Genomic DNA, 6,916 nt, shown 5'->3' on the forward strand with positions numbered 1-6,916 from the left:
GTGGCGGTCAAGGCGGCCCGGGCTCGCGCGGCGCAGCCTGGCTGGCTAGCAGTGTCACTGACTGAGCGCAAGGCCTGCATCGCCCGTTTTCGCGCCGCCGTCGTGGCGCAGCTGGCGTCGCTGGCGGCCACCCTGACGGGCGAGACCGGCAAACCGATCACCATGTCGCGCAACGAACTCACTGGCCTGCTTGGGCGCATCGACTTCTTTCTGGCTGAGGTGGACGCGCAGCTGGTGACCGAGACGGTTTTTGCCGAGGGCGGCATGACCGAGCAGATCCAGCACCTGCCGCTCGGTGTGGTGGCCAATATCTCGGCCTGGAACTACCCCTGGTTTGTCGGCGGCAATGTGTTCATCCCGGCGCTGCTCACCGGCAATGCCGTGCTGTACAAGCCGTCTGAATACGCCACCCTCAGCGGGCTGGCGATGGCGCGCCTGCTGCACGAGGCCGGTGTGCCGCCGGATGTTTTTATCGCCGTGGTCGGCGGTGGCGAGGTCGGTGCCGCCTTGCAGGCGCAAAAAATAGACGGTTTGTTCTTCACCGGCTCCTATGGCACGGGCGCCAAAATCGCGCAGGCGCTGGGGCCGCGCATGGTCAAGCTGCAGCTGGAGCTGGGCGGCAAAGACCCGACCTATGTCTGTGAAGACGCCGACCCCCAAGCCGCCGCCGCGTCGCTCGCCGACGGCGCCATGTACAACACCGGGCAGAGCTGCTGTTCGGTGGAACGCATCTACGTGCACGAGAAGGTTCACGCTGCCTTTGTCGCCGCTTTCCTGGCCACGGTGCGCGGCTTCAAGATCGGAGACCCGATGAGCGAGAACACCTACATCGGCGCCATCACGCGCGCGCCGCAGCTCGACCTGCTGGACGCCCAGGTGGCGGACGCCCAAGCCCAAGGCGCCACGCTGCTGACCGGTGGCGCCCGTCTGCCGGGACCGGGCAACTGGTACGCGCCCACCGTCTTCACCGATGTGAACCACCGCATGGAACTGATGCGCGAGGAAAGCTTCGGCCCCCTCATCGGCATCCAGAAGGTGTCGGGCGATGCAGAGGCCGTGCGGCTCATGAACGACAGCCGTTACGGTCTCACCGCCGGGGTGTACACGCCCGATGAAGCGCGCGCCAGAGGCCTGTTGGCTCAGGTCAACGCTGGCAGCGTCTACTGGAACTGCTGCGACCGCGTCAGCCCGCGCCTGCCCTGGAGCGGCTACGGCGACTCCGGCCTGGGCCTGACGCTGTCCCGCTACGGTATCCAGACCTTCACGCGGCCGAAAGCCTGGCATCTTCGTCAAAATTGATCGACCGCGCATCGGTTTGACGATTTACATCAAAGGGAGAGACCGACGGTTCACTAAAATGGCGGTAATGATTTCTCCCCCCAAGATGGCGTATTCGCGCCCTCCAATGTCTTGGCGGGCAGTTGTTAGCCGCTTGCCGGCGGTCCTCATGGCCGTCTTTCTAGCGCTGTTTGGGGTCGGCGCTGCGCAGGCTGTGACTCCGGTCAATCCGCCCCCTCCGACGGCACACCAGGCTGTTCCTGTCATTCAGTTGCAAAAACACACGCTGGTGGTCGGCAGCGAACAAGACTACCCGCCTTTCGTCACCGGCATGAGCGATGCCACTGCCGGTGGCTTTACCGTCGATTTGTGGAAAGCCGTTGCCGCCGAGGCCGGTTTGAACTACACCCTGCACGTCGCACCTTTCCATCAGATCCTTCAGGAATTCAGGGACGGCAAGGTCGATGTCCTGATCAATCTTGCGCAGTCGGATGAGCGCCATCGGTTCGCCGATTTCAGCGTGCCCCATGCCATCGTCCACGGCGCGGTCTTCGTGCGCAAAGGCGGGGCCAATATCCGCTCCGAGGCTGATCTTGCCGGCAAGTCCCTCATCGTGCTGAAAGCCGATCTGGCGTACGACTATGCCGTGTCCAAAGGGTGGGGGAAGCAGCTGGTGCTGGTGGATACCGCCGCCGAGGGTTTGCGCTTGCTGGCGTCCGGCCGCCACGATGCCATGCTGCTGAGCAAGCTGGTCGGCTTGCAGACACTGCAGGCCCAGGGGCTGGGCGAGCTCGAGGCGCTGAAGGTCAAGGTCGGGTTCTCGCAGAAATTCGCATTTGCGGTGCAGGAAGGGCAATCCGAGCTGCTGGGCCAGCTCAACGAAGGACTGGCGCTGACCAAATCCAATGGCACGTATGACGCGCTGTACGAAAAATGGTTTGGCATCTACGAGGACAAAGAAGACGGTCGGGGCGACTTGCTGAAGTACCTCGCCGCCGTCGTTGCGGCCTTCCTGTTCTATGGCGGCTACTTCTTCTACCGACACGAGATTGAGCGCCGGCAGGCGTACCGGGTCTTGCGTGAGAGCGAAGAGCGCTTTCGCAACCTGACCCTCTTGTCGTCGGACTGGTATTGGGAGCAGGATGCGCAGTTCCGTTTTGTACGGATGGACGGCGATCTGGAACTGAACACCGGTATCCCGGCGGCCAAGCTCATGGGCCTGACCCGCTGGGACATCCCGGCGCTCAACCTGTCGGCCAGCGACTGGGACGCGCACCGCGCGTTATTGAATGCGCATTCGCCATTTCATGATTTCGAAATACAGCGGCCGATGCAGGCCGGGCGAGAGTACTGGATCTCGATCAGCGGCACCCCGATTCTTGATGCAGCGGGCCGTTTCATGGGCTATCGCGGCGTCGGCAAGGACATCACGTCGCGCCGACAAGCGCAAGAGGCCCTGCGGCAGAACGAAAAGACGCTGCGTCTGAGCCAGACCAAGCTCAAGAACATTCTGGAGGGCGCCGCCGACGCGATCTTCATCATGGATCAGCAGGGGCGCTACCAGTACGTCAACCTGGAGGCCTCGCGGCTGCTGGGCTACGGCTGCGATCACTTGCTGGACATGAGCCTGCGCGATGTCACGCCAAGCGAAGATCTGCCGGAATTCCTTTTCCTGTTCGCGAAACTGCTGGCCACCGGATCCTTGCGCTGTGAGCTTCGGCTCCAGCGTCAGGACGGCCACCTGGTACCGGTCGACTTCAACGGCACGCTGCTGGCGGATGGTAGCGTTTTTGGCTCCTGTCGCGACATTAGCGAGCGCAGATTAGCCGAGGAAAAGCTCCACCTCGCGGCCAGCGTCTTCACCCATTCCCGCGAAGGCATCATGATCACCACCGCCAATGGCAGCATCATCGACGTCAACGACGCCTTCACGCGCATCACCGGCTACGACCGTGACGAAGTCGTGGGAAAAAACCCGCGCATCCTCAGGTCCGGGCGTCAGACAAAAGAGTACTACGCCGCCATGTGGCGCGATCTGGGCGAGAAAGGCCACTGGTACAGCGAAGTGTGGAACCGGCGCAAGAGCGGCGAGGTCTACGCCGAGATGCAAACCATCAGCGCCGTGCGCGATGTGCACGGCAAGACCCAGCAGTACGTGGCCTTGTTTTCCGACATCACCGCACTCAAGGCGCACCAGAAACAGCTCGAGCATATTGCCCATTTTGATGCGCTGACCAGTCTGCCCAACCGCGTGCTGCTGGCCGACCGGCTGCACCAGGGCATTGCGCAGGTCAAGCGGCGCGGACAACGGCTGGCCGTGGCGTTTCTCGACCTCGATGGTTTCAAGGCCGTGAACGACCGCCACGGGCATGAAGCCGGTGACCAGTTGCTGATCGCTTTGTCCGCGCGCATGAAGCTGGCGCTGCGTGAGGGCGACACGCTCGCCCGTTTGGGCGGTGACGAGTTCGTCGCCGTGCTGGACGACCTGGACGACATCCAGGCCAGCTTGCCCATGCTCAACCGCCTGCTCGTCGCCGCCGCCGAGCCGGTACAGTTTGGCGATCGCATCCTCCAGGTGTCGGCCAGTGTCGGCGTCACCTTCTACCCGCAAGCGGAAGAAGTGGACGCCGATCAACTGCTGCGCCAGGCCGACCAGGCCATGTACCAGGCCAAGCTGGCGGGCAAGAACCGTTACCACGTCTTTGACGCCGAGCAGGACCGCAGCGTGCGCGGCCATCACGAAAGCCTGGAGCGCATCCGTCTGGCCCTGAGCGAGCGCGAATTCGTGCTGTATTACCAGCCCAAGGTGAATATGCGCACCGGCAGGGTGATTGGCGCCGAGGCCCTGATCCGCTGGCAACATCCGGAAAAAGGGCTGCTGCTGCCGGCGGTGTTTCTGCCGGTGATCGAGGACCATCCGCTGGCCGTCGACATCGGCGAGTGGGCGATCGACACTGCGCTGAGCCAGATGGCGCTGTGGCGGGCGCTCGGACTGGACATTCCGGTCAGCGTCAATGTCGGCGCGCGCCAGTTGCAGCAGACCGACTTCGCCCGGCGCTTGGGCAAGATTCTGGCCGCGCACCCGGGCGTCAGGCCGGGCGCTTTGGAGTTGGAGGTGCTGGAAACCAGCGCGCTGGAAGACGTGGCCGGCGTATCCCAAATCATCGAGGCCTGCCGCGAGCTCGGGGTGCTGTTTGCGCTGGACGATTTTGGCACCGGCTATTCCTCGCTGACCTACCTGAAACGCCTGGCGGTCACCCAGCTCAAGATCGATCAGAGCTTCGTGCGCGACATGCTCGACGACCCGGATGACCTGGCCATTCTGGAGGGCGTGATTGGCCTGGCCAGTGCTTTTCACCGCCAGGTCATCGCCGAAGGGGTGGAGACCGTGGAACACGGCGCGATGTTGCTGCAACTCGGCTGCGACCTGGCCCAGGGCTACGGCATTGCCCGCCCGATGCCGGCGCATGAGTTGCCTGACTGGCAGGCGGGCTGGTTACCCGACCCGGCCTGGGACGATCAGCCGGCGGTGAGCCGCGATGACTTGCCACTGCTGTTTGCCAGCGTCGAACACCGCGCCTGGATCAAAGCCATGGAAAGCCACCTCAAGGGCGAGCGTGAAACCCCGCCGCCGCTGGATCCCCAGCAGTGCCGCTTTGGCCAGTGGCTCGACGGCGAGGGACAGACCCGCTATGGCGCCATCCCCTTTTTTGCGACCATCGATACGCTGCACCTGCAGGTGCATGGGCTGGCCAGCGAGCTGTGCGAAATGCGCGCCCAGGGCCGACAGGCGCAGGCGCTGGCCAGGCTGGGTGAGCTCCACGGCCTGCGGGACGCCTTGCTTGTTCAGTTGAAGGGGCTGGTCGCCACGTTCTCGCGCGCCCCGTGACCGCATGAAGAAGCTTTACCCGGCTCACAGCCCCTGTCCCTGCGACAGCGGTCGGCCCTACGCCGCCTGCTGCGGCCCCTGGCATGCCGGCCTGGCCGAGGGCGTGCACGCCTCCACGCCGGAGGCGCTGATGCGTTCACGCTACAGCGCCTATGTGCTGGGTCTGATCGACTACCTGCTGGCCACCTGGCACCCGTCGACGGCGCCGGGCGAGCTGGCGCTGCCGCCGCTCAAGTGGCTGGGGTTGGAGCTGCGCCATGCGCAAGCGAGTGGTGACGCCGGCGTGGTGGAGTTTGTGGCGCGCTGCCGCGAGAACGGGCGCGCGCAGCGCCTGCATGAGACCAGCCGCTTCGTGCGCCAAAGCGGGCGCTGGTACTACATCGACGGCCAGATGCACGGGTCCGATTGACCGCCGCCTGCGGTCGGTCCGGGCTGACGTATTGGCGCACAGGCCGGAAAACCCCCATCGATTGTTTGCCGGAATTCGGGTAGCCTTGCGCCTTTGCAGTACGAGCGCATCGACAGGACCCCATGAATATCATCAAGAAACTGGCTTCTTTGGCCCTGGTGTTGGTCTCTTCGCTCTCCTGGGCCGAGAACGGCGTGACCGACAAGGAGATCGTGATTGGCCAGTTTGCCGCCATCAGCGGGCCCGCGGCCCAATTGGGGCTGCGCATGCAGCTGGGCATGCAGACCTATTTCAATGCGGTCAATGCGCAGGGCGGCGTCCACGGGCGCACCATCAAACTGCTGACGCGGGACGATGGCTATGAGCCTGAAAAAGCAGCGGCCGCCGTCCGGGCCCTGATCCGGGAAGACAAGGTGTTTGCGCTGGCCGGCTCGGTCGGAACCCCCACCGGGCTGGCAGCGCTGCCGATCCTGACCGAAGAGCAGGTTCCGCTGGTGGGCATGTTCACCGGCGCGCAGGCCTTGCGGGAGCCTTTCAACCGGCAGGTATTTCATGTGCGGGCCAGTTACTTTGACGAGACCGAGCGTATCGTGCAGCACCTCACGACCTTGGGCGTGAAAAAAATTGCGGTGTTCTACCAGAACGACGCCTACGGCAAGGCAGGTCTGGAGGGCGTGGTGCGGGCCCTGGCCAAGCGCCAACTCAAGCCGGTGGCCACGGCCACGGTGGAGCGCAACAGTGTGGATGTGGCCAAGTCGCTGGAGGCGATTCTCAAGTCGGAGCCCGAAGCGGTGGTTCAGATCGGCGCCTACACCTCGTGCGCGGCGTTCATCAAACAGGCCAGAGGCAAAGGCTACGGCGGCCAGTTTTTCAACGTCAGCTTTGTCGGCTCCAAAGCCCTGGCGGACGAGCTGGGCGACGTCGGCCAGGGTATTGTGATCTCGCAGGTGGTGCCGTTTCCCTATGCCCCGAACAGCGCCATCGTTCGTGAGTACCAGCAGCGCATGGTGGACGCCGGGCAGAAGGACTTCGACTTTTCAAGCCTGGAGGGCTACCTCACGGCCCGCGTGCTGGTGGAGGGGCTGCGCCGCGCCGGGCGAAATCTGTCGCGGGAGGCGCTCATCAGCGGACTGGAGTCGATGCGGGATGTGAACCTGGGCGGTTTCACCATCAACTACAGCAGCAAAGACCATCTGGGCTCCAGTTACACCGATTTGACGATCATCGGGCGCAACGGCAAGTTCATGCACTAACCGAATTGCCCTGACCCCTCAGGCCAGGTGCTTGCCCACAAGGCCCGCCAGCTCAAACATCGTCACCTGCGGCTTGCCGAAGACCGG

General features: G+C 64.0%; 4 protein-coding genes. All 4 read left to right on the forward strand.

The window, feature by feature from the left end; genetic code table 11:
• Positions 1–1,299: aldehyde dehydrogenase family protein (locus B3V69_RS06095; protein ID WP_296444756.1), on the forward strand; the 1,299-nt coding region annotated here is incomplete at its 5' end.
• Positions 1,300–1,447: 148 nt separating this feature from the next.
• Positions 1,448–5,167 (forward strand): EAL domain-containing protein, encoded by a 3,720-nt coding sequence (locus B3V69_RS06100; protein ID WP_296444758.1) that lies wholly within the window; start codon positions 1,448–1,450, stop codon positions 5,165–5,167.
• Positions 5,168–5,171: 4 nt separating this feature from the next.
• Positions 5,172–5,576, forward strand: coding sequence for a YchJ family protein (locus tag B3V69_RS06105; RefSeq protein ID WP_296444760.1), 405 nt, complete (start codon positions 5,172–5,174; stop codon positions 5,574–5,576).
• A 122-nt stretch (positions 5,577–5,698) separates the two neighbouring features.
• Positions 5,699–6,829, forward strand: coding sequence for an ABC transporter substrate-binding protein (locus B3V69_RS06110; protein WP_296444762.1), 1,131 nt, complete (start codon positions 5,699–5,701; stop codon positions 6,827–6,829).
• Positions 6,830–6,916: the final 87 nt, after the last annotated feature.

The organism is Rhodoferax sp. UBA5149, assembly GCF_002413825.1.
Taxonomy (GTDB): Bacteria; Pseudomonadota; Gammaproteobacteria; order Burkholderiales; family Burkholderiaceae_C; genus Rhodoferax.